The sequence below is a fragment of the Pseudoalteromonas sp. T1lg22 genome, from assembly GCF_002964645.1.
GTDB lineage: Bacteria > Pseudomonadota > Gammaproteobacteria > Enterobacterales > Alteromonadaceae > Pseudoalteromonas.
Genome location: NZ_PQBY01000006.1, coordinates 495,118 through 519,739, shown reverse-complemented (window position 1 = coordinate 519,739; position 24,622 = coordinate 495,118). Strand labels below are relative to the sequence as shown.

The window sequence follows — 24,622 nt, the reverse complement described above, 5'->3', positions numbered from 1 at the left end:
CATGTAGATGTTTGGGTAAATCCAGTTAAATCGTTGCATTTTTTGTGTTTTTATTCGCTATTGTTATATAAATTGCATTTTTTATATCTTTAGTTATGATTAACGCAGTTTTTATTGCTTTTTTTGACCCAAAAAAGGCATGGGAATATCGCTCATGCTAGGGGAAATTAAAATAATTAACCGGGATAATGATGCTAAAACCGCTTAATTTCGCGTAACAGGATAGACCTGATATTACTTGGAATATAGCCGGAAAAGCAGTATTGTTGCCTGATACCTGAACTCTCACCAATATTTCTAGCAGGATACTTTTTCATGTCAGACTTTCGTCAACAAGCTCTTGATTATCACGCTTATCCCGTTCCAGGCAAAATCAGCGTTGAGCTGACTAAAAGTGCGGAAACGGTCAATGACCTAGCTTTGGCTTACAGCCCAGGTGTGGCTGAGCCGGTGCGCGAAATTGCCGCCGATGCCAACAATGCCTATAAATACACTGCGAAAGGCAATATGGTTGCGGTTATTTCTAACGGCACGGCAATTTTAGGCTTGGGTAATTTAGGTCCGTTGGCATCAAAACCTGTAATGGAAGGTAAAGCCTTATTATTCAAGCGCTTCGCAGGCCTTGATTCAATCGATATCGAAGTTAAACACCGCACCACGGAAGATTTTATCAACACGGTTGAAAATATTGCCGATACCTTTGGCGGTATTAACCTTGAAGATATCAAGGCACCTGAGTGTTTTGAAATTGAAAAAGCGCTGATCGAGCGTTGTAATATACCTGTATTCCACGATGACCAACATGGTACCGCCATTGTAACTGCGGCGGGCATGCTTAATGCTCTTGAGATTCAGGGTAAAGATATCAACGATGCCTTGATCGTTTGTTTAGGTGCTGGTGCAGCGGCTGTGGCCTGTATGGAGCTGTTGATTAAATGTGGCGCCCAGCGCGAGCACATCTATATGCTTGACCGTAAAGGTGTGATCCACACTCGTCGTGACGACCTGAACGAATATAAGCAAATGTTCGCAAACAACACGGATAAACGCACTCTGCAAGACGTGATCGCCGATGCCGATGTATTCGTGGGTGTATCTGGTCCAGATCTACTTTCTGCGGACGAGTTAAAGCTGATGGCCGACAAGCCAGTGGTATTTGCCTGTTCAAACCCAGATCCTGAAATTAAGCCAGAAGTGGCGCACGCTGCCCGTCAAGATTTGATTATGGCAACCGGTCGCTCTGATTACCCGAACCAGGTAAATAACGTTCTGTGCTTCCCGTTTATCTTCCGCGGCGCCCTGGATGTGCGCGCAACGGCTATTAATGATGAAATGAAGATTGCCGCTGTTGAAGCTATTCGTAGTATAGCTAAAGAGCCGGTACCACAAGAGGTATTGACCGCATCAGGTGTGACCGAGCTGGAGTTTGGCCCGCAGTACATTATTCCTAAGCCAATGGATCCGCGTTTATTGCCTCGCGTTGCTAAGGCGGTAGCCGAAGCCGCAGTGGCAACTGGTGTAGCGCAAATCGAGCTGCCAGAGGATTATATGAGCGATAAGTAATTTCCTTGTCGCCAAAAAAAAGCCCCAAGTTTTGCTTGGGGCTTTTTTTATGTGTTTGGAAAATCAATCATCACCGATCTCTGGGATCTCTAAGCCCATTTCCGCCATGATCTTACGCACTTCTTGCGGCACCTTCTCCGGATTATCCTTACGTAAGTCTTCATCGCCAGGCAGCGGTTGTCCGGTAAAAGCATGTAAAAATGCTTCGCAGAGCAATTCACTGTTGGTGGCATGACGCAGGTTGTTCACCTGGCGTCGAGTGCGTTCATCTGTTAATACTTTTAAAACGTTGAGCGGGATTGAAACGGTAATTTTTTTTACCTGTTGGGCTTTCTTACCGTGTTCCGCATAAGGGTGAATATACTCACCATTCCACTTGGCCATAATTTGCGTCTTGTTCTTTGGTCACTTAGGCATCAATAAGGGCGAAATTCTATCGTGTTGGAAAGGATAGTCAAATATTCCTCATATAGCTATTTAGACGTATAAATGTTTTGACTTCTATATTTGGATATTTTAACCTTTTGGACGTCTAAACATCCATTTCTGATTGGAGGCACTATGCCTAAGTTAAGTAAACAAACCATAGCGGTGCGCCACGGCATTGAAGCCGACCAACATCATGGTGCAGTTGTGCCCCCAATTTATTTATCCACTACCTATTCTTTTGCCGATTTTGATACCAAACGTCAGTACGACTATGGCCGCAGCGGTAATCCCAATCGCGATATTCTCGCAGAGGCTTTGGCCGAGCTTGAAGGCGGCGCCCGTGGCATCATTACCGCTACCGGCATGGCGGCGGTGCACCTGGTAACACAGTTGCTGACGCCCGCAGATACCCTTGTGATCCCCCATGATTGTTATGGCGGCAGCTACCGATTATTTACCTCCTTGGCCAAGCGCGGTTTATTAAAAGTGAAGGTGGTGGACTTCACCACTGCCGAGTGTTATCAGCAGCTTATCGATGCCAAACCTAAATTGGTATGGATTGAAACCCCCAGTAACCCAATATTGCGCCTGACCGATATTAAGGCCGTATGCGCGGCCGCAGCTCAAGTGGGTGCTTTGGTGGCAGCGGATAACACCTTCTTGTCACCTGCGCTGCAAAACCCATTATTGCTGGGCTGCGATATCGTGGTGCATTCAACAACCAAGTATATCAACGGCCACTCGGATGTGGTCGGTGGTGCTGTGGTTTGTAAAACTCCTGAGCTTGGCGAAGAGCTGGCCTGGTGGGCCAATAATATTGGTATTACCGGTGCGCCTTTTGACAGTTACCTGATTCTGCGCGGGTTACGTACCCTGAAAGTGCGTCTGCGTCAGCATGAGAAAAACGCCCAGGCTATCGCCGAATACCTGCAGCAGCACCCTGAGGTAGAAAAGGTTTACTATCCTGGTTTGGCAAGTCACCCACAGCACCAATTAGCTAAAGCGCAGCAAAGTGGTTTTGGCGGCATGGTGAGCTTTGATATCAAAGGCGAACTAAAAGACAGCGCCAAGTTCCTCACCTCAGTGCAGCAATTTACCCTGGCCGAGTCCTTGGGTGGTGTTGAAAGCTTAATTTGTCATCCGGCGACCATGACTCATGCGGGCATGGACAAGGAAGCACGCTTAGCGGCGGGCGTGGGTGACACCCTTATTCGTATTTCTGTGGGCATTGAAGATCAGGAAGATTTGATCGCCGACCTTGAACGTGCTTTTGCACAACTTCATCAGAGCTAGGTTGGAGCAGATAAAATGGCCAAGGTAGTACATAAATTTGGTGGCTCTAGCCTAAGCAGTGCGGCGCGTTATCATGCGGTTGCTAATATTGTTCTCGCTCATAGTCAGGTCGGTGACATAGTGGTGGTGTCTGCCGCCGGTAAAACCACGGACACCCTGGTTAAGCTCTGGCAGACATTCGAGCAGCAAGATCAGCATAGCGGTATGGATGTGATAAGCCTGTTGCGCAATCACCAGCAGGAGCTGATCCAGGAGCTGCTAAGCGGCGAGCGCAAAGCTCAGGTGTTAACTCAGCTGGAACAAGAATTAACACATGTATGGCTAGGATTTGAGCAAGGAAACTTGCAAGAGGCATCGCTGCTGGCTCATGGTGAACTCTGGTCGGCGCGTTTGTTATCCAGCTATTTGCAGCAACTCGGCGTAGAGGCACAGGCGTTAGATGCACGCCAACTACTCTGTGCTCAACAAGGGCAGTTGTTGCATCGTGTGAATGAGCAACAATGTCAGCGCCTTATTGGCGCGGATAAGATTAATGTGATCACCGGCTTTATTGCCGCAGATCAACAAGGTCAGACGGTGACCTTGGGACGCAATGGCAGTGATTACAGTGCCACTTTATTTGCCCGTTATATGGATGTCGATGAGGTCTGTATCTGGACGGATACTCAAGGGGTGTTTAGCACCGACCCGAGAAAGGTTGCAAGCGCGCAGAAGTACCATAAAATCTGCCGCGCCCAAGCGCAATTATTGGCGGCTCTGGGTAACCCGGTTTTACATGCCAAGACCTTGTCTCCCCTGCATGGCACCAATATCAAACTGGCGGTGCGCAGCTCTTATGATAGCGATGCCCTAGGTACCGAAGTGGTGCGCGAGGGGGGGTGCAAGCATAAGCACTTTATTACCACCTTGGCGCAGCAAGACGTTATTAAGCTTGTTCACTTAGAGCAGGGTGAGCTGGAGCTGCTACGGCGTCAACTACAGATCAGCCTTATCGACTGTGATGTGAAAAGTGTGTGGCATCTGGTGGTACCGCAGCAGCACAGTGCCGAGTTATTGCATCACTTTGGTGAGCGTGCCCAATTGCTGGAGTCCAATGTTAACGGTTTCGCCCTGGTTGCACCGCAGCGAGAGCTGGAAAAATGCCAGCAGCAGGTAGAGCAGGGTTTGAGAGAGCTTAATCTAAATGGCCGTTTTACGCATGTGGGTGAAGGTTACTGCTTACAGTTAACCGATGAAGAAATCGGTGCCGATAGCTTGAGCTATTTACATCAGCGTTTGCTTGGCGCTCAGCGGCAGTTGGCCGTGGTGGTGGCAGGTTTGGGTAATGTTGGTGAGGTATTCGTGGCCCAATTTGCCCAGCAATTGGCGCGCTTACGTCAGCATATTGATGTCAGGGTGGTGGCCTTAGTGCGCAGTGAAACCCTGCTTTTTGACCCTTGTGGTCTAGATACCGAGCAATGGCAAACAGCCTGGGAGCAAGGTGCTCAGCCCTATACCAAGGATGAACTGTTATCGCGTCTGGCGCAGCTAGACTATGAACATAAGGTGGTGATCGATATCACCGCCAGTGAGGCCTTTAGTCAGCTTTATCCGCAATTTGCCAAGGCCGATTGCCATTTGATCAGCGCCAATAAATATGCCGGTACCGCTCCCTTTTCCTGGTATCAGAGTTTGAAGCAGGATCTGGCTCAGCGTAATTTGCAGTGGCGTTATAACACTAGCGTTGGCGCGGGATTACCTATTAACTTTGCCCTGGCTGATCTGCAAAATAGCGGCGATCGGGTGACCCGAGTACAGGGCGTTTTTTCCGGCACCTTGTCCTGGCTGTGCAGCCAATATGATGGCAGCGAGTCTTTTTCTCAGCTCTTGCTTAAGGCGCAGGAGCTTGGCTTTACCGAGCCGGATCCCCGTGAAGACTTATCAGGCCGCGATGTACAGCGTAAGCTATTGATACTCGCCCGTGAGCTGGGCTTAGAGCTGGAACTGGATGATATTGAGCTTAGCGCCTTAATGCCAACTCAGCTGGCCGCTGGCAGTTGGCAGGAGTGCCAGACTAACTTAGATGTGCTCGATGAATTTGTGGCGACGCGGGAGCAGCAAGCGGCAGCGGAGCAGAAGGTTCTGCGCTACAACGCCGATTTGCGTATTGAACAGGGGAAAGTCGAGGCCAAGGTAGGACTGGTGGCAGTGCCGACAAGCGATCCTTTGGCGGGTTTGCAGCCAGGTGACAATATCTTTGTCGTTAACAGCAACTGGTACCAGGATAATGCCTTGGTTATTCAAGGGCCGGGAGCGGGCAAGGAAGTGACCGCCGCGGGAGTACACTCAGATCTATATTGGCTTGCTAGTAAGTTAAGCTAACGCCAACTCAGGTTGAGAAATAAAAAAGCCAGCATTTGCTGGCTTTTTTATTTTTGGGTTAGAACAATTCATCCTCAGAGGGCAGGGGTTTATCGCCTGATGTTTGAGTTTCAAATAGCACGGGCGGAGCCTTTTCCGCGTAACGGGTCGGTGCCGTGCCTTTAATAAAGTACTCGAAGCGGCTGGTATGATCATTGTTATGGCTCAGCAGTCCGGTCTTCAAGTCGATACGTACCGACTCTAAGCCTTCAGGTGGCTCAATCGCCGCATAGGGCTGATCTTCCAGGGCCACACGCATAAAGTCGATCCAGCCCGGTTGTGAAGTCTTGGCGCCGGACTCGGCACCAAAAATCTGACCGCGGTCGAGATTATTGTTGTAGCTGGTTCGCCCTAATGGGTTACCCGGGTTATCGAAGCCAACCCAAATTGTGGTCATAACATTGGCATTGAAGCCGCTAAACCAGGTATCTACCGAGTTGTTGGTGGTACCGGTTTTACCTGATAAATCACGACGTTTTAAATCGGTGGCACGCCAACCTGTGCCGTTCCAGCCGGTGCCATGCTGCCAACTGCCGCCACCCCAAATGGCGCTATTCATGGCATCGGCAATCAAAAAGGCATTCTGCTCTGAGATCACCCGTGGCGCACAGCTAGGCATGGTTTGCTCTTGCTCTTGCTGTTGCTCTAGTTCATCGATTTGCGGGTCGATTGCTAATTGTGTATCTGTGTTGGTTTCCTCAGCGATCAATTTTTCAAGCTCGGCAAACTCGGCCAACACTTCATTTTTGCGTCTTTGTTCATTGCTACAGGCAAGCAAAGGCTGGGCCTGATAAAGCACTTCATCTTCGCTGGTGACTATGGAGCTAATAAAGTAGGGTTCCACCAAGTGACCGCCATTGGCGAAGGCGCTCATACCACGTGCTAATTCCAGCGGTGTTAACGAGGCGCTACCCAGGGCCAGGGTTTCATTGTGTGGAATATCTTCGTCCTTAAAGCCGAATTTAAGCAGGTGATCGGCTGTGGTGTCGACACCTACACCGCGGATCAGACGTACCGAGACCACGTTTTTAGATTGAGCCAGGGCGCGACGTACGCGAATTGGGCCTACATATTTTTCCGGGCTGTTTTTTGGACGCCAGGCAACCCCCTGACTTTTATCCCAATGGTTGATTGGCGCATCATTGATTATGGTTGCCAGTGAATAGCCATGCTCCAGCGCCGCGGAATAAATAAAGGGTTTGATATTTGAACCGACCTGACGCTTGGCCTGTACGGCACGGTTGTACTGGCTTTGTTCAAAACTGTAGCCGCCAACTATGGCTTTGATGCGGCCATCTTTAGGGTCGATAGATACCAAGGCGCTGGACGCATCGGGAATTTGTGCCAGTAAAGGCTGGTCATTTTTATCGAAGCGATACCAAATTTGCGCCCCAGGGTTCAAGATATCGGCGGCGGTCTTGGGGGCAAAGCTCTGGCGTGACTGAGTGATATAGGTACGTGCCCATTTCAGACCTTCCCAATCTATGGTGAGGCGTTCACTGTCTTTGTTTAGTACCGTTATAGCCTGCTCTTCAACAGACATGACGACACCGGCATGAAGATCGGCCTGTGTATTCACCCCTTTTAGGTATTGCACTAACTCTTGTTCGGCAACAGCTTCTTCATTGTCATTTTGCCACAGGTAAGCAACAGGGCCGCGATAACCGTGTCGCATATCATAGGCATAAAGGTTATCCCTTAACGCGGTTTGTGCCGCCGCCTGCATGGTCGATTCTACCGAGGTATATACCTTGATGCCGGAATTATAAGCCTGCTCGGTGCCGTACATGGCAACCAGCTCTGCACGGGCCATTTCGGAAATATAAGGCGCATAGAGTTCTATCTCGGCACCATGGAAGGTGGCAGTGATCGGAGCACTTGTTGCTTCCTGATATTCAGAAGTGCTGATATAACCTTCATCCAACATGCGTGAGAGCACCACATTACGGCGTGCTTTTGCTCGTTCTGGATTACGAATTGGGTTTAATGCCGAAGGTGCTTTAGGTAAACCTGCAATCATCGCCATTTGTGCTAGAGTTAATTCATCGAGCGACTTACCATAATAAACTTGGGCTGCCGCACCAATACCAAAAGCGCGGTTTCCTAATTCTATTTTATTAAGATAAAGCTCGAAAATTTCATCTTTGCTTAATAATTGTTCAATGTGAATGGCGATAAATATTTCTTTAACTTTTCGAATATATGCTTTTTCGCGAGTTAAAAAGAAGTTTCGAGCCAATTGCATTGTAATAGTACTGGCTCCCTGGCGCTTTTCGCCGGTGGATATTAGTACTAAAGCACTACGTACTATACCTATAGGGTCGATACCGTAGTGTTCATAAAAACGATTATCTTCGGTAGCCAGGAATGCTTTTCGGAGTGGTTCCGGGACGTCGTTGATTTTTACAGGGATTCGCCGCTTCTCACCAAACTGGTTGATCAGTTTGCCATCCCGCGTAAAAACTTGCATTGGTGTTTGTAACTTTACATCTTTTAATACCGCTACGCTGGGGATGTCAGGCTTCACGTAAAGGTATAAAGCAACCAGAGTAATACAGCCCAGGAGGCCACATATGCAAAGGATTTGTAAAAATTTTTTGAATATTTTCACGGATAATTCCCTATTTGGACTCCCAATTGAGCGCAGAGGTTGCTAGTATATCTTGATTAGAAAGTGAATAAAATTTTTTCATCAATAATTTATAAGTCTATTATAATTATAAAAAAAGGTTTCACGTTGCTCTTATGTTAAATCGACTTCTCAAAAAGTCAGTGCCCGCCATGGTGGGCATCGACATCGGCTCACACTCTGTTAAAGCAGTGTTATTAACACAGCAGGATCAGGGTTATCGTCTCGATGCTGTTGCGATCGAACCTATGCCCAAAGGGGCTATGGCCGAACGTAACATACAAGATATTGAGGCGATTGGCCGCGTAATCGCAAAACTCAGAAGACGCATTCCAAAGTCTGTCAGTCATGCCGTTGTTGCTGTGTCTGGTCAGACGGTGATTACCAAGGTGATCTTTATGGACGTGTCATTAAGTGATGCTGAACTGGAATCGCAGATCGAAATCGAGGCGGATAGCTTAATCCCTTATCCCCTGGATGAGGTCAGCATTGATTTCGAAAAGCTCGACATCAACGAAGCCGACCCGTCAAAGGTCAATGTGTTGCTATCGGCAGCGCGTACGGAAAGCGTGGAAGCGCGTTCCGGAGCGGTTGAGGCCGGTGGTTTCACACCCAAGGTGGTTGATGTGGAAACCTATGCTTTAAGCAGGAGTCTGGATGTGGCCTACGGGGCATTGCCAGAAGATGCCAAAGACAAGGTGGTGGCTTTGGTTGATATCGGTGCGATGATGACCTTGGTCAGCGTGGTGCAAAAAGGTGAGACCATCTATACCCGTGACCAGGTATTTGGTGGTGAGCAATACACCAACACCATAGTCTCCTACTACAACAAAAACTTTGATGAAGCCGAACGTGCTAAATGCACGGGCGACTTACCGCCTAACTACACCTTTGAGGTATTGGCTCCGTTCCAAACTTCTTTGTTGCAGCAGGTTCGTCGCGCGGTGCAAATGTTTTTGACCACCAGTGGTAAAGAACAAGTGGATTACATTGTCTTGTCTGGCGGTACGACCATGATCGATGGCCTGGATAGGTTGCTTGTCGATGAACTGGGTATTCATACCGTTGTTGTTGACCCCTTTGCCCATATGGAAATTGGTTCGCGTGTTGATCAGGAGCTGATCAGCAAGCATAAGGCCCAATTCGCCGTCGCCACGGGTCTTGCATTGAGGAGCTTCTCAGCATGCCACATATAAATTTATTGCCTTGGCGTGAAGCCGCACGAAAGGAAGCGCAGCAAAATTTCGTCACCATCTTAGTGGCGGTGATTGTGATTGCCTTTGCTTCCATGTTTGCGCTTAGCCAAGTCTACGGCGCCATGATCGATGGTCAGAATGTGCGTAACAACTTTCTAGTACGGGAAATTCAAGTGCTGGATCAGCGTATCGCCGAAATTCGTGAGCTTGATAAGAAAAAAGAAAGCTTGCAACAGCGTATGCGCCTGATTGAAGAGCTACAGAGTAACCGTAACCTGGGTACCCGCATTATGGATGAAGTGGCGAAAATCGTTCCTTCTGGCGTTTACTTTACGACCTTAGAACGTCGCGGTGATGCAATTCAGATATCGGGTAAGAGTGAGTCTAATAACCGCTTATCAACCATGATTCGTCAAGTTGAAGGCTCATACCTACTAGAAAGAGCATCCCTACGAGGCATTGTTGCCGGGGAAGAAGAAGCTCGTTTGTTGAGTGATTTCAATATGCAATTCAGTGTGAAGTCCTTCGGTGAGATTGGCGAGGTGCAACAATGAGTTCAGGTTTTAAGGCCTTTAGTGATATCGAGTGGGGTGAGCTGGAGCTCGATAACATAGGCGAATGGCCAGCCTTGGTAAAGGGTTTGGTCTGTCTATTAGCCGCCGGTTTAGTCTTGTTCTTTAGCTATAAACTTCTGGTTGAAGATAAAGTCAGTGGCTTTGAAAGCGTGCAAAAGAAAGAAGTTGAATTGCGCGACAGCTACCGAGTGAAGTATTCCAAAGCCAGTCGTTTGGAACTTTACAAGCAGCAGATGCAAGAGATGGAAGAGAAATTCTCCCAGCTATTGAAAAAGCTGCCGACTTCGAATGAAACTCCCGGATTACTGGATGACCTTTCTTATGTAGGTACAACCAGCGGCCTGACCTTTGTTAAAATTGGTTGGTTGCCGGAGATTAAAAAAGAATTCTACACCGAGCTACCCATCAAGATTGAGGTTGAAGGAAGCTACCACGAGTTTGGTGAATTCGTAGGTAAGGTAGCGCAGCTACCACGTATTATCAGCTTGCACGACTTTGACATCGAAGCTACAGGTGATGACCAGCTAGTGTTTAGCGTGGTCGCTAAGACTTACCGTTATGAGGGGGATGAATAATGAAAAAACTCCTCGCAGTCGCCTCGTTAACACTGTTAGTGAGTGGGTGTTTTGATGACACGACCGAGCAAAGAGAGTTTATCAACCGAGTAAAAGCCAGTACGCAGCCCAAGGTGGAGCCAATTCCTGAAATTGCCCAGTTTGAGCATTTTGCCTACAGCGCATCAGACTTACGTAGCCCGTTTGTGGCGCCAAAACCTGAGCTGATTCAGGATAAGTTGATCCAGGTGCAAAACTGTTTACACCCGGATCCACAGCGTAAGAAAGAGCCTTTGGAGCGTTATCCTTTAGATAACCTGTCGATGAAAGGCACACTCGGTTCAGGGCCTGCAACTTGGGCTCTGGTCAAGGCATCGGACGCAACATTGCACCGTATTTCAAAAGGCAATTACGTTGGCTTGTATCACGGCAAAGTGACTCAGGTACGCAATAACTACATAGAATTATTAGAGTTAATCCCTGATGGAGCAGGATGTTGGAAAGAACGCCTGACCAAGCTAGAAATGTTGGAGGCAGGTGATGATTCCAGTTCATAAAAATCAAGGTAACAGCACAATGCAAAATAACGCATTCAAAATGAATCGTATCTATTCTTTGGTACTCGCAGTAGCTACCCTGTTTATGTCGAGTTTTGCGACCGCCGTACCCTTGTTGTACGACGTTCGTTATAACCCATTGCTGGAAGGTGAAACTGAGGTCGAGTTTGTATTCGATGAAGAAATCTATATCGAACCGCAAATTCAGGTCTTCAGTGAGCCAGCGCGTATTGAGCTTTTCTTTGATGAGGCTGATTATGAGCAAAGCCTTGAAGAAGTACTGATCAATAAGGCCGGCGTAGAGAAGGTAACCAGCGAGTTCGTTAATGACGGCTTTAAGGTAACTGTATTCCTAGATCGCTTGAAGATTTATCAGACGCGTATCGATAAAAACCTGTTCTATCTACACGTTTCCGATAACCCAGTACAAGACGCATCGCAAACCATTGCTGAAGAAAACGAAGGTGCTAACTACATCAACCGTATTCAAGCCTTGGATTTCCGTCGCGGCGAAAAGGGTGAAGCGCGCGTATTGGTATTCTTACAAGAAAACATGGCCGCTATCGACGTACAAGAACAAGCGGGCAAGGTAGTTGTTGAATTCCACAATACGGATATCATTGACGACCTGCTGTATCAATTGGATGTTATGGACTTCGGTACCGTGGTGAGCATGGTAGAAACCTTTAAAGAAGGTTCTAACAGCCGCATCGAAATCGACACTACAGACGCATTCGATTACAACTATCAGCAACTTGACAACATCTTTACCATTACCTTGGAAAAAGATGAGTCGAAGCGCAGCTTCCTTGGCAATGGCAAAGACTACCAAGGTCGTCCTATGTCATTGAACTTCCAAGATATCTCTATCCGTGCGGTATTGCAGATCATCGCCGACTACAATGGTTTTAACCTGGTAGTGAGCGATTCGGTTTCAGGTAATATCACCCTACGTTTAGACGGTGTTCCTTGGGACCAGGCCCTTGATATCGTACTACGAGTAAAAGGCCTGGATAAGCGCATGGAAGGTTCGATTCTGATGGTTGCTCCAACCGAAGAATTGGCTGCTCGTGAAGCGAAAGAGTTAAAAGCCAAGCAACAGGTTGAAGACCTGGAGCCGCTATACAGCGAGTATATTCAGCTTAACTATGCCAAGGCACAGGAATTTGCTGACCTACTGCAAACCGATGTAAACAGCATTCTATCTAACCGTGGTAGCGTGTCGGTTGATGCCCGTACCAACACCTTATTAATCAAGGATACGGCTAAGAGCATCGAAAACGTGCGTCGTATGGTTGAGACCCTGGATGTAGCGGTTAAGCAGGTGGTTATCGAATCACGTATGGTAACGGTACGCGATAATATCCAAGAAGACCTGGGCATTCGTTGGGGCTTCAGTGATAGTAATGGCGGCTGGTTAAATGGCACTTCACCTGCTAATGCCACAGGTACACTAACAGGTGTATCGGGTAACCTGATTGGTGCTACTGACATAGCTAACAATGCCTCGCCAAGCGTTGGCGACCGACTCAATGTTAACCTACCAGTTATCAACCCTGCGGGTAGCATTGGTATGCACGTGGCTAAGTTAGCAAATGGTCAGCTGATTGACCTAGAGCTATCAGCCCTAGAGCAAGAGAACAAGGGTGAGATCATCGCCAGCCCGCGTATCACTACAGCAAACCAGAAAAAGGCGCGCATCGAGCAGGGTACTGAAATCCCATATGTGCAGTCGGCTTCAAGTGGTGCAACAACGGTTACCTTTAAAAAGGCAGTGCTAAGCCTGGAGGTTACTCCGCATATCACTCCTGATAACAAGGTAATCCTTGACCTGGCAATCACTCAGGATACCCGAGGCGACACCGTAGACACGGCAACGGGTCCGGCGGTAGCTATCGATACTCAACGTATCGAGACTCAGGTGCTGGTTGAAAACGGTCAAACCGTGGTGCTAGGTGGTATTTACCAGCAGCAGATCATCAACTCAGCTCGTAAGGTACCGCTACTGGGCGACGTTCCTTACCTGGGCGCCCTGTTCCGCTCAACCAGTGAGCGTAACGAGAAGCGTGAACTGCTTATCTTCGTAACGCCGAAGATCATGGTAGAGAGTACGCTGTAAACCTCACAGCTTAGTAAAAAGCCACTCATCAGAGTGGCTTTTTTTATGCCTGCTATAAAGCGTTAGACATGAAAAAGGCCACTTTGCAGTGGCCTTTAATATGGCGAATATTTTAGAGGCTCTTAGATGTACTCGAACACCTTGATGACGCGCTCAACACCGGAGATATTACGGGCAATTTGCACCGCACGTTCGGCTTCGGTTTTGCTAACTAGGCCCATTAAGAAGACCTCGGCATTTTCTGTGACCACCTTAATATTGTTACCACTGACATCGTCTGCCGCTAAGAGCTGAGTTTTCACCTTAGAGGTGAGCCAGGCGTCGTGGCTTTGTGTACTGATGCTGGTCGGTGAGCCCAGGCGCAACTGGTTATGAAGGCGACGTAAGCCATCGGCACCCTCGGCGGCACTTTGGGCCTGTGACTTCATCTGCTCGCTGGGCACCTGGCCGAGTAGCAAGACGATGCCGTTATAGCTTACCACTGTGACATTGGCATCATCTCGTTGGCCGATGCGTTCCTTGATGGCTAAAGTAGCTTTAATTTCTATATTGTTATCGTCTATCTGACTGCCTATGGTGCGGCGATCATTAGCAGCGGTGACTGCACCTGCAGTACCGGCGACTACGGCGGCGGCACAGCCTTGCAGCAATAAGGTGCCAACGAGAACGGCGATAAGACTCTTATTATTCATTTAGTTTTCTCCCTGAGGAAACAGCGTCATGTCAACAAGCTCACTAAGGCAGTGCAAATTGACAAGGTGTGATTCTAAAATACGACTTGGACGCTTGGCGGGGATGCGAATTTCCACGTCATTGGCGCTCAGTAATCCGGCTAATTCGCCTCCATCATCGCCAACTAAGGCGATCACCGTCATATCCTTGGTTAAGGCGGCTTCAACGGCGCTGATCACCGCTTTTTCATTACCGTTAATGGCGAGTACCAGCAGCAGGTCACCTTGCTCACCCAGTGCTCGTATCTGCCTTGCAAAAATATCCCGGCTGCGGTTAGTGCTGGGTTGTGAGCTTAGGTTTAATGCCTGTGGTGATAAGGAAATGGCTGGCAAACAAGGGCGTTCTGTTTCGAAAAAGTTTACCAGCAAGGCGGCAAAATGATCGCTCAGCATATGGCAGCTGGAAGCGCCACAGCAAAGCAGTTTATTGCCATTGATCAGTGCTTGGGCAATGCTAAGTGACGCCGATTCCAAAACTCCGGGTAATACCTCTCCGGCGGCAATTTGCGCTTGGATGCTTTCGGTAAAAAGCTCTTTAATTTGTTCCTGCATTTATAGTACGTTTTTTATCCAGTGAAATTGGGGTGCCGACTGGCCTTCAATGGCCACATAGTCGGCGCGGAGTATACAGTGCGCCAAATTATGCTTTTGTACATAATGGGCTATGGTGCGCCTTAGTCGCTGCCTTTTTTGCTCCGTTAAGGCATTGAGTGCACCACCAAAGCCAGCTTGGCGGCGAAACTTAACCTCGACAAACACCCAGGTTAGCCCTTCCTTCATGATCAGGTCTAACTCGCCGTAGCGACAATTATAATTACGAGCGACCGGCGTTAGGCCCTGCTTTTTTAAATAGTCCTCGGCCAGCAGCTCGTAGTGTTGTCCTTTTGCTCTAGTGTTGCGCCATTCCTTCGGTAGCCAAAACATCGCTTGATTCCTCTTGCGGCTGTTGCTCTGGGTCCTGCTTTAACTCTTGCCTTAACAGTGGCGTTGGGCTGATATGCTCAAGATTCACCGGGGCAATTTGCCGCGACTGATAATGAGCCCAAGCCAGGTGACGTACCACCTCGCCCTCGCTGTTTACGCTTAATTGTCCTGTTAATCCTGGCAGGCTTTTACCCGGTAGCATGCTTAACTGGCGCAGCTCTGGAATAACAGTGATAGCATCATAGCCCATGGCAAACAGGCGTTGCTCTATATCGGCCTGATTTGGCCACAGCCCTTGCACAGTTTCTTTAAGCTGGCGGTTGGTCATATTATTTACGCCTGTCGTCGGCAGCATCCAGGGCAGTTCGGTAAAGTATAAGCCGTTCAGGTCGCGCTTGTCGCTGCTGTCTATTTGCGTGCTATGACTCTTAGAGCTGGCATACAGGGGAATGCGATCGACAAAGGTGCTGACATTGACATCTAAATAAGGTTTTAACAAGCGTGTTTGTGTGGCATCGGCAAGCAGGTAGATCACGTCGATATCACGGCGTGAGCGGGTTTCGCTTTCCACCTTTTGCTTAAACAGGCTCTCAATGAGCTCAATGCGGGCTTCACTTTGGCCAACTTCAAGGATATCGCTTATCACCTGCTCCATGGCCTTATTGTCATCGAACAAGCCCACCAATGGAGCCTGCTCGTTATAACGCAGCCATTGAGTGCTGAAGTATTCACTTAAACGCGTGCCCGAGCGATCATTGCTGGCCAAAATCAGCGGCTTTTTAACGCCTTGAGCCATAAAGTGTTGCAGGGCTTGATCCAGCTCGTGCTCCGGCGCCAAGGCAAAATAAAAGTGCTGCGATGACTGGCGCAGGTAATCGCTGCGGTTTAGGTAGATGCTGGGGATGCCTTCGAGCAGCGCCTGTTGTTCAAAGCGATTGATATTGCCCTTTAACAGCGGGCCTATGGCGAAGTCGATATTATTAGCACTGATGGCCGCTTGAATTTCTTCGTTGCTAAGATTGGCATCAATAAAATACACATCATTAAATTTATGCTTGTCCAACGCCGCAATCACGCCGTTTTTAACCGCTTCCCCCAGGGTGCGGTTACCACCACTGAGAGGAAGAAAAACGCCAAGGTTGGCAACCTTATAAGGTTCGACCTGCATTAGCTGGGCAACTTTCTCATCCAGGGCAAAGCTGGCTGGGTGATCTGGATTACGACGCTGCCAATTATTGGAAGCGCTGTGTAATTCCACCGGTTGGCCAAGATAAAGCTGTTTAATAAGCGCCAGCTGTATCCAGCCTTGCTGGATACTGGAGCCGTTGTTAAAGCCTTGCAGTTGTTCAGTGGTAAGTCCTTGCAGGCTTTGCCACAGCAGCGGGTTAACTTCGGCGTCATCAATACCGTAACGGTCGGCACTTTCCGAAGCGCGTAGTAAAAAAGGCACGGCCTGATTATTTAAACGCATATAGGCGTAGGTTGCTCCCTGCACCAATTGATGCCAATAAAAATGCTCTGGGGTGCTGAGCTGAGCTTGCACCGAGGCACTTTCGCGTAAGGCGTTATTCGGATTGCCTAGTTTTATTTGTGCATAGGCACGGACCAGTAAGGCTTGTGTATGCCAGCGTGGATGCTTCTTTAGCAGGGTATCGCTGACATCCTGTAAGGTTTGCCAATCTTGCTCGGCAAGGGCTTGCTTCTGTGCTGCCACCAGTTTAAATCGCTGCTGGTCCCCCTTTAATTCCAGCGCCTGACTATAGAGCTGCTGAGCCGACAAAACCTCGGGTTCGGCCGGGGCGATGATATTTGTCGTGGTATTTATATTTTCTTGGGGCTTTTGTGTTGTGCTACAGGCGGATAAGCCTGACAATAGCACTAAACCAGCAATCGATTTGAGTCGCACAGTCTTTGTGTTCCAATTGGCCATAGTGTGATTCGCTTATCTTACTGACTGATGCAGGAGAGCTCAATGTCCAATGCGGATATTTCAACCCATCATCCCCACACAAACGCCGGCACCTTATATATAGTTGCCACGCCCATAGGTAATTTAGATGACATCAGCCAGCGTGCAATCAAAACCCTAGCCGAGGTCGACTTAATCGCGGCTGAAGACACCCGTCATACTGCCAAGTTGCTATCTCACTTAAGGATCACTAAGCGCACTATGGCTCTGCACGACCATAATGAAAAGCAAAAAGCACAGCAAATTCTGCAGTGGCTTGAAGAGGGGCTGAATGTCGCCTTGGTCAGCGATGCTGGCACGCCGCTTATTAGTGATCCAGGCTATGCTCTTGTGAGTCTGTGTCGCGCCAGTGGTGCTCGGGTCACGCCTATTCCAGGTGCCTGCGCCGCCATTGCCGCGGTGAGCTGCTCTGGATTACCCACGGATAAATTCCAGTTCGTTGGCTTTTTACCAGCTAAGAGCAAGGCTCGCCAAGAGTTCTATGAGCAGGCTCATAGCACGGGTATCACTAGCATAATGTATGAGAGCACGCACAGGATTATGGCCAGCTTGGACGATTTACAGCAGGCTCTGGGTGAGCAACAGCAGGTTGTACTGGCCAAGGAGCTGACCAAAAGCTTTGAAACCTTTTTCAGCGGCACTGTGGTTGAGCTGATCGCCTTCTTGGAAGAAGATCCGGCTCGTCAAAAAGGGGAAATAGTGCTTATGCTGCCGGGCAAGGTTGCGGACAAAACAGATATTGATCCTGAGGCCATTCGCCTTATCGAACTTTTAAAAGCGGATATGCCGCTTAAAAAAGCCTGTGGCGTTGCCGCCGATTATTTTGGCCTTAAGAAAAATGCCCTCTATAAAAGCATGCTGGAGCAGGAGTGATCGTGCTGGCTAGTTAGGCGTAAATAGGTATAATAGCGCCCGAGTCGGCTAGATAATCGCTGCCTGTGACGAAAATGATCAGGGGGAGGAAAGTCCGGGCTCCACAGGGCAGGGTGCCAGCTAACGGCTGGGGGGCGCAAGCCTACGACAAGTGCAGCAGAGAGAAGACCGCCTAAGTCCTTCGGGACCGGTAAGGGTGAAAGGGTGCGGTAAGAGCGCACCGGGCCGCTGGTAACAGTTGGCAGCAGGGTAAACTCCACCCGGAGCAAGACCAAATAGGGTTCCTTATGGTGTGGCCCACATCGGAACCGGGTAGGTTGCTTGAGCCTAAGAGCGATCTTAGGCCTAGACGAATGATTATCGCTTTCCCTCGGGAAAGAACAGAACCCGGCTTACAGGCTGACTCAACAAACTCCATGGCCGCCTGATTATTCAGGCGGCTTTTGGGATCTCACCTTAGTTCGACAAATTACAACCCCATTAAAACTCGATGCTTTGCCCTAAAATGGGTATCTCGGCTTTAATATTGTGTTCGTGTAGCAGTTTTTCTGACAAAGCCGTGAGGGCATCCGGTTCGCCATGGACCAACACCACCTTGGGAAAGCTTTTAAAATTGGCAACCCAGTTAATCAGTTCCCTTTGTCCAGCGTGGGCAGAAAAGCCGCCCAGGGTTTCTACATTGGCCTTAACAATAAAATCGTCACCAAAGAGTTTAATATGCTGCGCACCTTCAACCAGTATGCGCCCGAGCGTACCGTAGGCCTGAAAACCGACAAAAATTAAGGTGTTGCGACTGTCCCAAATACGGTGCTTAAAGTGGTGGGTAATACGCCCGCCGGTACACATGCCGCTGCCGGCAATAATAAGCGCGCCCTTGCTGATCTTATTAATGGACATGGAGTCTTCGGCGCTCACCATTAAATGCAGGGTGGAAAGAAAGTTTTTCAGCAGGGTTTGCTCCCCCGTGCATAAGGGTTTGACGCCTTCACAATCCAAGGTAGGCAGCCACTGATCGTAAATTTGCGTGACCTCTATCGCCATGGGGCTGTCTAAAAAGATTTGCCAGTTATCCAGCTCACCGGCCATCTGCAATTTACCCAGATACAGCAATAGCTCCTGGGTACGGCCCACGGCAAAGGCTGGGATCATCACATTACCGCCATTTTCAAACGCTTGGTGTAATACCTCTTTAAATTGGGTTAGGGTATCGCCGAGTGACTTATGCTCCCGATCGCCATAGGTGCCTTCCATAAGAACTATATCGGCATGTTCAAGCAAGGTGGGATCATTCATCAGCAGGGTGTCCTTGTTGCCTAAATCCCCAGAGAAAACCAAGGTTTTTTGTAGACCCTCATCATCGAATTTTAATTCCACAATGGCCGAGCCGAGAATATGTCCGGCATCGTAGAAGCACAGCAAGGCCCCATCCCCTAATTGTTTCTTTTCTCTATAAGCGATGGGCTTAAGTAAATCGAACACCTTTAACACGTCGGCTTTAGAATACAGAGGCTCAATTTCTGGCTTGCCCTTGCGCATTAACCTGCGGTTTTCCCGCATCAGATCGTTTTCATACAGACCCAGGGCGTCTAAAAGCATCACAGGGAGTAACTGTGAGGTTGCTTCGGTGCAATAGATGGGGCCTTCAAAGCCATCATGAACTAAAGAGGGTAAACGGCCGGAATGGTCTAAATGGGCATGGGATAAAATAACGGCATCTATGCTCCTGGGATTAAAGTTAAACTGCTTTTTGGATACCTTATGTTTGCCTCTCATGCCTTGCAACATGCCGCAATCGAGTAACACTTCACCAAGAGCCGGTGTGGAGAGCAGATGACATGAGCCTGTTACTTCTTGCGCCGCGCCATGAAATGTAATTTTAGCCATAAAATAAACTCACAAAATAACTCGCTTTTCTAGTATGAGTTTAGTGAGGAAAATGACTAAGTGTGAGCCGGGCCTTAGGTTTTGGCGCTATAAAAATGAAAAAAGCGAGCATCTAGCTCGCTTTAAGTCACGTCCTTGTGCATCGCTCTTAGCTTTAAAAACGGTAGCGCAGACCCATGGCGGCAAAGTTTTCGGTTTCATCGTAAAACTCAATATTGGAGTCGGTGCGACGTGTACCACCGGAGGCGACAATTGACCAATTGTCCCAGCCCTCAATTTTGTCGTAGCTGTAAGCTAGGATGGCCGAGTAACGATCGTCTTCTTGTACCTGATTGAAAATGGGGTTCATTACATCATTTTCCGTACTGCGGTAGCGCGCCGACAGGGCCAAAGAGTGATTACCGAATACTGCGGTGTAGGTTAGCTCTACGCCGTAACCATCAAGAGACATGGCATCGCCATCGGCATCGAAATCGTTATAGTTGGCGCCTAGTTTGAATTTTGACTGTGGGCCTAGATCAAACACATAACCGGCTTCGAGGTAGTAACCGTCGCCTTCACGCTCTAGCTGGTCCTGAAATGCCGAGTAGCTGTTGAGGCCCGAATCCTCATCGTCTACCTCGCGGTTAAAGCCGGTTAATTGGGCGTAAAAGTTGGTATCGAGAATGTTGTTATAAGTAATGCGCACCGCGTCATCACCCATATCTGTGTCGTGGCGGCGCTCGTCGGTCATATAGGGGTCGCGCCATACTTCATCGGCGATCACATTGGGGATCAGAGCCACGGCCAGGGTGGATTTCTCGCCCACTTCCACGCGGTAACCCAGGGCAACGGAGAATAACCCGGTGCGCACACCATCACGGGTTTCGCCGTTAATAAAAAATTGCTGGTTATTGGTATCGCCAAAGGTGTATTTGACCGACCCGATAGGGAAGGCAACTACGTCGTCTTCTTTGTTGCCCTTGCTATTCAAGGTGCCATTTTTGACCTCATCATCACCGCTGTAGAGGTTACTTTTGTGGCTGCGGGCACTGGCCATAAAGGATACGTCGCCACTCCAGCCCGCCTCACCTAAATCGGCGAAGGCACTGCCACTGGCTAGAAAGGCGATAGGTGCTAAATATTGAATCTTCATACTTCTGTGTCTCCACGGTTAAAAACTTTTCAATGACTGGGTAAGCAATTTAATTTCTTTAATCGAATGTTCGTTCTTTTAAAGGGTGTAAAAAAACAGGTGTGTATTACCTGCTTGTGTATTTGGCTCTAAATAGAGTTAGCGGCTTACCGCCCGCCATGCCATATCGACCGTCGCCTCGAGCAATTGCGCATCCACCTCGATTTCCCGGTTCAGATGAGCCTGGATCAGGTGAGTGATGGGGGCTATGGTCAGTGCATGCACAACTGGTTTCGGGTAACTGACTACCAATCCTTCGGTTACGGCCCGGGTGTAAAGCTCATGTAAAGGTGCATCGCACTCTAGGCCCCGTGCACGCGCCTGGGCACTGACATTAGGCGAATTTTTAAATTGCTCCTGAAAAGAAAACATAATGGGATTAGCGATAAAAAAAGCAAACATATTGCGAATATATTGGCAAAAAACGCTCTTTACCGAGGTGTCGCTATTCACGTCGCCGAAATAGGCATTTGCCGATTCTTCCTTGAGCATCACATACAGCTTGTTCAGCATGTCTTCCTTATTTTCGAAATAAACATATAAGGTTGATGCCGACACGCCGGCCGCCCGGCCAATTTTCGACATGGATGCACCGGCGAGCCCTTGCTCGGTAACCACGCTCATGGCGGCGCGATAGATGGCTTGCTTTTTATTATCGTCTTTTAATCTCATAACAAAACGAACGTTCACTTAAGGCGAGGGAATTATCAGCCTTAGGGTCTTGGCCTGTCAACGGCCGACACGGGTATGGCAAACTTAGGTTACAAATTGTCAATTGTGGGCACGCTTTTTAACCTGGTGAGCCGCTTTGAGCGGGGCAGTTACAACTGATTACTCTTGCCTGTGCGGCAGCTAAATTTGAATGCTAAAAATTAGCACCCTCCATGCTGATTTCCCGCATTACATTTAGTAAAAACGCACACTAAACTGGCTGTAACAGAACTTTGGAGAGACTCAATGAAGGTTTTAAAAGTATTACAGGCCTTGCCGACACAGGATGGTGACGGCGTTAATATTCGCCGCGTGGCCGGGTTCGATGGGCGTTATCTTGATCCGTTTCTTATGTTAGATGAGCTTAAGTCCGATGATCGCAAAGATTATATGGGGGGCTTTCCGCCGCATCCCCACCGCGGCATCGAAACCTTTACCTATCTGATAAAAGGCGGCTTTGAGCACAGGGATCACCTGGGTAATCAAAAGGCCATTCGCAGTGGCGATGTGCAGTGGATGAGTACGGGTCGTGGGGTCATACACAGTGAAATGCCCTTGGCCGAAAGTGAGGGCCTGCATGGTTTTCAAATCTGGATCAATATGCCCAGTGCCGAGAAAATGCGTCCGCCTCGCTACCAGGATTCTACCTCTACACCCTTGCCGGTCATTGAAAATGGCACTGGTGCCCGCTTGCGTGCACTTGGTGGTAGCTGGCAAGTGGCAGAGCAAATTGCCGAGTCGCCGCTTAATAATCTGGCGGCAGATGCGGCGTTGGCCGATGTGGAGTTGCAACCCGGTGGGCGGCTGGATTTAGCGCCGCTACATCAGTCTAAGGTGATGGTCTATATCCATACGGGAAGCCTGACGCAGGGCCAATATAAGGCGGGTGATCTTTTGATCCTTGAGCCGGGCAGTGACATTGCTCTTAGCTCGGAGCACGGAGGCGGCGCTTTGATCTTGGCCGGTGAACCTTTGAAGCAGCCGATCGCCCATATGGGGCCCTTCGTGATGACCACGCAAGAAGAGTTGATGCAAGCGGTGCGCGACTATCAGGCCGGTCGTTTTGGCACAATCGAATAGGAGAGCAGCATGGGATTATTAGTACAAGGTCAATGGCGCGATCAATGGTATGACACTGAATCGAGTCAGGGGGAATTTAACCGGGAAGCGGCTCAGTTGCGTAACTGGGTGACGGCCGATGGTGAAGCGGGCCCAAGTGGCGAGGCGGGATTTAAGGCACAAAGGGGGCGCTATCATTTATATGTGTCTCTGGCCTGTCCCTGGGCCCATCGCACCCTGATATTTCGCCAACTTAAGGGGTTGGAAGACTACATAGATGTGTCCGTGGTCAGCCCGGATATGCTCTCAAACGGTTGGACCTTCAATCGAGGAGAGGGCAGCAGCGGCGATGCATTGTTTGCCAGTGAGTTTATGCACCAGATCTACACGCGTAATAAAGCGGATTATAGCGGCCGGGTGACCGTGCCCGTGCTGTGGGACAAACAAACCAACCGCATTGTCAGCAATGAATCGGCAGAAATCATACGTATGTTTAATTCGGCGTTTAACGCCCTGACCGGGGACGAACAGGATTTTTATCCGCAAGAGTTGCGCAGTGAAATAGACGAGATCAACGCCTTTGTTTACGAAAATATCAATAATGGCGTTTATCGCGCTGGGTTTGCGACCACGCAGCGAGCCTATGAGCAAGCCTTTGATGCTTTGTTTAAGGCCCTGGACCACCTAGAGCTGCGCTTGAGTAAACAGCGCTACTTGGTGGGCAACAGGCTCACCGAGGCTGACTGGCGTTTATTTACCACCTTGATCCGCTTTGATGCCGTGTACTTCGGCCACTTTAAGTGCAATCTGCGCAGCATAGAGAGTTATCCGAACTTATCTCAATATGTGCGTGAGCTGTATCAGCACCCGGGTGTGGCCGATACCACAGACTTTAACCATATAAAGCGTCACTATTATTTTAGTCATGGCCAAATTAACCCCACACGCGTGGTGCCTAAGGGACCCAGACTAGACTTTACCCGCCCTCATAACCGCCGCTTTTTCGCTTAGGCGTGTGATAACCTATGTCGTGTCGGAACTGTCCGGCGCGACATTTTCTTGCCTGTTTTTTATCCGCTTGCTCCAGTGAGAGTAAAATTATTTACATTCAATTCCGTCCCTTATAAAGGCACTTTGAGGGCAGAAATGGCGGCTCACAACAGCCATTTTTTGTCTTTTAAACGCTCAATTGTTAATACAAAATACCTAGCTTTTATCCGCTCTAGAGGGCGGGTAGCCTGAACTTTTTGATGTCAAACTTGAATAAAAAGTGAACGAAAGATGCCTCTCTAATCATCCACTCCACTTTTTTCCACCTAATTCAGGGACTTCCCTTAAAGCCGCATTTTATCTAGGGTTAGACGCCATTTTCCACACTTTCATTGCTTGACAAAAAGCCTTGTCAAGCCCTAGACTGTAGTTCAGTGGGAAATTGTGGGTATAAGTGGATCTTTATGGATCTATAACCCGCAAACAATAACAAGCAACAAACGGACGGCATTTTTAACTCATGTTTCGCGGCACAAGCACACTCAGCCTTGATGACAAGGGCCGGTTTGCGATACCAACCAAGTATCGTAATCAGCTGCTTGCGGATAATGGCGGCGAAATTATATGCACCATCAATATTGGCGACCCCTGTTTGTTGCTCTACTCCCTCAGTGAATGGCAAATCGTTGAACAGCGTCTCGCCGCCCTCTCGAATATGAAAGAACGGGCCAAACGCATGCAGCGCTTGGTACTGGGTAACGCCATGGATTATCAGCTTGATAAGAATGGCCGTGTGTTGCTGGCGCCGCATTTGCGCGATTATGCAAAGCTCGATAAGAAAATCGTTTTGGTAGGGCAATCGAACAAGTTTGAAATCTGGGATGAGACGTTGTGGCAAGAGCGGATGGCCAAAGATATTGCCATCGAATTAGAACAAGATTTTGATCAGGATGAAGATCTAGGCGATTTTTCATTCTAACTCTATAGGGCGC

21 protein-coding genes and 1 other RNA gene are annotated in these 24,622 nt (G+C 48.7%); 13 read left to right on the top strand and 9 right to left on the bottom strand.

Going from position 1 to position 24,622, the window contains the following annotated elements; all coding sequences use genetic code 11:
• Nucleotides 1–315: 315 nt before the first annotated feature.
• Entirely contained in the window at nt 316–1,563 is a 1,248-nt protein-coding gene (locus C2M24_RS04625; RefSeq protein WP_105199340.1) for a malic enzyme-like NAD(P)-binding protein, read from the top strand.
• Nucleotides 1,564–1,626: 63 nt separating this feature from the next.
• On the opposite strand, the gene metJ is transcribed toward C2M24_RS04625, so the two are convergent.
• Nucleotides 1,627–1,947, bottom strand: coding sequence for a met regulon transcriptional regulator MetJ (gene metJ, locus C2M24_RS04620; RefSeq protein WP_105199341.1), 321 nt, complete (start codon nt 1,945–1,947; stop codon nt 1,627–1,629).
• 177 nt (nt 1,948–2,124) lie between these two features.
• On the opposite strand from metJ, the gene metB reads away from it, so the two are divergent.
• On the top strand, nt 2,125–3,285 hold the full coding sequence (gene metB / locus C2M24_RS04615; protein ID WP_105213460.1) for a cystathionine gamma-synthase: 1,161 nt from the start codon (nt 2,125–2,127) through the stop codon (nt 3,283–3,285).
• A gap of 15 nt (nt 3,286–3,300) precedes the next feature.
• Nucleotides 3,301–5,646 carry a bifunctional aspartate kinase/homoserine dehydrogenase II gene (metL, locus tag C2M24_RS04610; protein ID WP_105213459.1) on the top strand — a complete coding sequence of 782 codons (2,346 nt, stop codon included), beginning with the start codon at nt 3,301–3,303 and terminating at the stop codon, nt 5,644–5,646.
• Between the two features lie 58 nt (nt 5,647–5,704).
• Here metL and C2M24_RS04605 read toward each other — a convergent pair whose 3' ends face one another.
• Nucleotides 5,705–8,296 carry a penicillin-binding protein 1A gene (locus C2M24_RS04605; RefSeq protein WP_105213458.1) on the bottom strand — a complete coding sequence of 864 codons (2,592 nt, stop codon included), beginning with the start codon at nt 8,294–8,296 and terminating at the stop codon, nt 5,705–5,707.
• A 134-nt stretch (nt 8,297–8,430) separates the two neighbouring features.
• Between C2M24_RS04605 and C2M24_RS04600 the strand changes: the two genes are divergently transcribed.
• From C2M24_RS04600 to C2M24_RS04580, 5 genes are read left to right on the top strand one after another with little or no spacing between them, the layout of a single operon-like run.
• Nucleotides 8,431–9,510, top strand: a complete 1,080-nt coding sequence (locus tag C2M24_RS04600) for a pilus assembly protein PilM (RefSeq protein WP_105213457.1) — start codon at nt 8,431–8,433, stop codon at nt 9,508–9,510.
• Entirely contained in the window at nt 9,498–10,064 is a 567-nt protein-coding gene (locus C2M24_RS04595; RefSeq protein WP_105199346.1) for a PilN domain-containing protein, read from the top strand. The genes C2M24_RS04600 and C2M24_RS04595 overlap by 13 nt, the downstream gene beginning before the upstream one ends.
• Nucleotides 10,061–10,660 (top strand): type 4a pilus biogenesis protein PilO, encoded by a 600-nt coding sequence (locus C2M24_RS04590; RefSeq protein ID WP_105213456.1) that lies wholly within the window; start codon nt 10,061–10,063, stop codon nt 10,658–10,660. The genes C2M24_RS04595 and C2M24_RS04590 overlap by 4 nt, the downstream gene beginning before the upstream one ends.
• Complete coding sequence (locus C2M24_RS04585) at nt 10,660–11,196, top strand: pilus assembly protein PilP (protein ID WP_105199348.1); 537 nt, start codon at nt 10,660–10,662, stop codon at nt 11,194–11,196. Before C2M24_RS04590 ends, C2M24_RS04585 begins: the two co-directional genes overlap by 1 nt.
• Nucleotides 11,180–13,315, top strand: coding sequence for a type IV pilus secretin PilQ (locus tag C2M24_RS04580; protein ID WP_105213455.1), 2,136 nt, complete (start codon nt 11,180–11,182; stop codon nt 13,313–13,315). Before C2M24_RS04585 ends, C2M24_RS04580 begins: the two co-directional genes overlap by 17 nt.
• Nucleotides 13,316–13,437: 122 nt before the next feature.
• Here the strand turns inward: C2M24_RS04580 and dolP are convergent, their stop codons facing one another.
• From dolP to C2M24_RS04560, 4 genes are read right to left on the bottom strand one after another with little or no spacing between them, the layout of a single operon-like run.
• Nucleotides 13,438–14,007: a division/outer membrane stress-associated lipid-binding lipoprotein gene (gene dolP, locus C2M24_RS04575; RefSeq protein WP_105213454.1), complete on the bottom strand. Its 570-nt coding sequence runs from the start codon at nt 14,005–14,007 to the stop codon at nt 13,438–13,440.
• Nucleotides 14,008–14,598 carry an SIS domain-containing protein gene (locus C2M24_RS04570; RefSeq protein WP_105213453.1) on the bottom strand — a complete coding sequence of 197 codons (591 nt, stop codon included), beginning with the start codon at nt 14,596–14,598 and terminating at the stop codon, nt 14,008–14,010.
• Nucleotides 14,599–14,970, bottom strand: a complete 372-nt coding sequence (locus C2M24_RS04565; protein WP_105213452.1) for a YraN family protein — start codon at nt 14,968–14,970, stop codon at nt 14,599–14,601.
• Nucleotides 14,936–16,876 (bottom strand): penicillin-binding protein activator, encoded by a 1,941-nt coding sequence (locus C2M24_RS04560; RefSeq protein ID WP_158683690.1) that lies wholly within the window; start codon nt 16,874–16,876, stop codon nt 14,936–14,938. Before C2M24_RS04560 ends, C2M24_RS04565 begins: the two co-directional genes overlap by 35 nt.
• 66 nt (nt 16,877–16,942) lie before the next feature.
• Between C2M24_RS04560 and rsmI the strand changes: the two genes are divergently transcribed.
• Both rsmI and rnpB read left to right on the top strand, forming a co-directional pair.
• Nucleotides 16,943–17,812: a 16S rRNA (cytidine(1402)-2'-O)-methyltransferase gene (gene rsmI, locus C2M24_RS04555; protein ID WP_105213450.1), complete on the top strand. Its 870-nt coding sequence runs from the start codon at nt 16,943–16,945 to the stop codon at nt 17,810–17,812.
• A gap of 40 nt (nt 17,813–17,852) precedes the next feature.
• Nucleotides 17,853–18,223, top strand: an RNA gene (rnpB, locus tag C2M24_RS04550) — RNase P RNA component class A.
• A gap of 69 nt (nt 18,224–18,292) precedes the next feature.
• Here rnpB and C2M24_RS04545 read toward each other — a convergent pair.
• The 3 genes from C2M24_RS04545 to C2M24_RS04535 all read right to left on the bottom strand — a co-directional run bounded on the left by C2M24_RS04545 (nt 18,293) and on the right by C2M24_RS04535 (nt 21,542).
• Nucleotides 18,293–19,696: an MBL fold metallo-hydrolase RNA specificity domain-containing protein gene (locus tag C2M24_RS04545; protein ID WP_105213449.1), complete on the bottom strand. Its 1,404-nt coding sequence runs from the start codon at nt 19,694–19,696 to the stop codon at nt 18,293–18,295.
• A 154-nt stretch (nt 19,697–19,850) separates the two neighbouring features.
• On the bottom strand, nt 19,851–20,831 hold the full coding sequence (locus C2M24_RS04540) for a DUF2860 family protein (protein ID WP_105213448.1): 981 nt from the start codon (nt 20,829–20,831) through the stop codon (nt 19,851–19,853).
• Nucleotides 20,832–20,969: 138 nt separating this feature from the next.
• Nucleotides 20,970–21,542 (bottom strand): TetR/AcrR family transcriptional regulator, encoded by a 573-nt coding sequence (locus tag C2M24_RS04535; protein ID WP_105213447.1) that lies wholly within the window; start codon nt 21,540–21,542, stop codon nt 20,970–20,972.
• A 285-nt stretch (nt 21,543–21,827) separates the two neighbouring features.
• On the opposite strand from C2M24_RS04535, the gene C2M24_RS04530 reads away from it, so the two are divergent.
• The 3 genes from C2M24_RS04530 to mraZ all read left to right on the top strand — a co-directional run bounded on the left by C2M24_RS04530 (nt 21,828) and on the right by mraZ (nt 24,609).
• On the top strand, nt 21,828–22,661 hold the full coding sequence (locus C2M24_RS04530) for a pirin family protein (RefSeq protein WP_105213446.1): 834 nt from the start codon (nt 21,828–21,830) through the stop codon (nt 22,659–22,661).
• A gap of 9 nt (nt 22,662–22,670) precedes the next feature.
• Nucleotides 22,671–23,651, top strand: coding sequence for a glutathione S-transferase family protein (locus C2M24_RS04525; RefSeq protein ID WP_105213445.1), 981 nt, complete (start codon nt 22,671–22,673; stop codon nt 23,649–23,651).
• A 499-nt stretch (nt 23,652–24,150) separates the two neighbouring features.
• Complete coding sequence (mraZ, locus tag C2M24_RS04520; protein ID WP_105213444.1) at nt 24,151–24,609, top strand: division/cell wall cluster transcriptional repressor MraZ; 459 nt, start codon at nt 24,151–24,153, stop codon at nt 24,607–24,609.
• Nucleotides 24,610–24,622 lie beyond the last annotated feature (13 nt).

Bases quoted from the DNA above. Each gene is read 5' to 3' on its own strand.
- dolP (WP_105213454.1), bottom strand. From the start codon at position 14,007: ATGAATAATAAGAGTCTTATCGCCGTTCTCGTTGGCACCTTATTGCTG.
- rsmI (WP_105213450.1), top strand. From the start codon at position 16,943: ATGTCCAATGCGGATATTTCAACCCATCATCCCCACACAAACGCCGGC.
- C2M24_RS04590 (WP_105213456.1), top strand. From the start codon at position 10,061: ATGAGTTCAGGTTTTAAGGCCTTTAGTGATATCGAGTGGGGTGAGCTG.
- C2M24_RS04595 (WP_105199346.1), top strand. From the start codon at position 9,498: ATGCCACATATAAATTTATTGCCTTGGCGTGAAGCCGCACGAAAGGAA.
- metB (WP_105213460.1), top strand. From the start codon at position 2,125: ATGCCTAAGTTAAGTAAACAAACCATAGCGGTGCGCCACGGCATTGAA.
- C2M24_RS04545 (WP_105213449.1), bottom strand. From the start codon at position 19,696: ATGGCTAAAATTACATTTCATGGCGCGGCGCAAGAAGTAACAGGCTCA.
- C2M24_RS04535 (WP_105213447.1), bottom strand. From the start codon at position 21,542: ATGAGATTAAAAGACGATAATAAAAAGCAAGCCATCTATCGCGCCGCC.
- mraZ (WP_105213444.1), top strand. From the start codon at position 24,151: ATGTTTCGCGGCACAAGCACACTCAGCCTTGATGACAAGGGCCGGTTT.
- C2M24_RS04600 (WP_105213457.1), top strand. From the start codon at position 8,431: ATGTTAAATCGACTTCTCAAAAAGTCAGTGCCCGCCATGGTGGGCATC.
- C2M24_RS04580 (WP_105213455.1), top strand. From the start codon at position 11,180: ATGATTCCAGTTCATAAAAATCAAGGTAACAGCACAATGCAAAATAAC.
- C2M24_RS04540 (WP_105213448.1), bottom strand. From the start codon at position 20,831: ATGAAGATTCAATATTTAGCACCTATCGCCTTTCTAGCCAGTGGCAGT.
- C2M24_RS04525 (WP_105213445.1), top strand. From the start codon at position 22,671: ATGGGATTATTAGTACAAGGTCAATGGCGCGATCAATGGTATGACACT.
- C2M24_RS04565 (WP_105213452.1), bottom strand. From the start codon at position 14,970: ATGTTTTGGCTACCGAAGGAATGGCGCAACACTAGAGCAAAAGGACAA.
- C2M24_RS04570 (WP_105213453.1), bottom strand. From the start codon at position 14,598: ATGCAGGAACAAATTAAAGAGCTTTTTACCGAAAGCATCCAAGCGCAA.
- C2M24_RS04625 (WP_105199340.1), top strand. From the start codon at position 316: ATGTCAGACTTTCGTCAACAAGCTCTTGATTATCACGCTTATCCCGTT.
- metL (WP_105213459.1), top strand. From the start codon at position 3,301: ATGGCCAAGGTAGTACATAAATTTGGTGGCTCTAGCCTAAGCAGTGCG.
- metJ (WP_105199341.1), bottom strand. From the start codon at position 1,947: ATGGCCAAGTGGAATGGTGAGTATATTCACCCTTATGCGGAACACGGT.
- C2M24_RS04530 (WP_105213446.1), top strand. From the start codon at position 21,828: ATGAAGGTTTTAAAAGTATTACAGGCCTTGCCGACACAGGATGGTGAC.
- C2M24_RS04585 (WP_105199348.1), top strand. From the start codon at position 10,660: ATGAAAAAACTCCTCGCAGTCGCCTCGTTAACACTGTTAGTGAGTGGG.